Genomic DNA, 836 nt, shown 5'->3' on the forward strand with positions numbered 1-836 from the left:
ACTAAGCGGAAGTTCTGCCGAACCCATTAAGCTCGAAGACATCGCGGTGGTGCAACAACGTAATAAAGACAATCAAATAGAGGTCTTTTATCAAAACAGGCCTGCTGTTTTGTTACGAGTTCTTCGCACCCAGTCTTCCGACACTTTGAAAGCAGCTGAGACTCTTAATAACTGGTTGGCTGACACAAAGCCCCTACTCCCTCAAACTGTTCAGTTACACGCTTATAATGAAGCCTACGTACTAATTGAGGACCGTATTAACCTGCTAATCAAAAACGGCCTAGGCGGCTTGATTCTAGTGGTCAGCATCCTATTCATATTCCTCAATGGTCGTGTGGCCTTTTGGGTTGCTGTCGGTATCCCAATATCATTTATGGGCACACTTGCAATACTCTACCTCGTTGGCGGCAGTATCAACATGGTCAGCATGTTCGCGCTAATCATGGCGCTGGGCATCATTGTCGATGATGCAATTGTTGTAGGCGAAGATGCCCTCACTCACTATAGCAAAGGTGAAAACCCTCTACGTGCTGCTGAAGNCGGTGCTCGCAGGATGTTCGTGCCAGTCTTATCTTCTTCGTTGACAACCGTTTCTGCCTTCCTGCCATTGATGCTCATTAGCGGCATTATCGGCAACATTCTGTTCGACATTCCACTAGTAATTATCTGTGTCATTATCGCCTCTGTAATTGAGTGCTTTCTCGTCTTACCAGGTCATTTAAATCATTCCTTTAAGCGCTCCTTTAAAGCCAATGCAGCGGGTTCATATCGGGAAAAAATCGATCAAGGTTTTAATCGCTTTCGGGATAATTTCTTCCGCCCTTTATCCGAAAAAT

1 protein-coding gene is annotated in these 836 nt (G+C 45.3%); it reads left to right on the top strand.

All coding sequences use genetic code 11. From position 1 onward, the window contains the following. The coding region (locus A3756_RS25625; protein ID WP_197481549.1) for an efflux RND transporter permease subunit at positions 1–836 on the top strand (836 nt) is incomplete at both ends.

This window comes from Oleiphilus sp. HI0086, assembly GCF_001635225.1.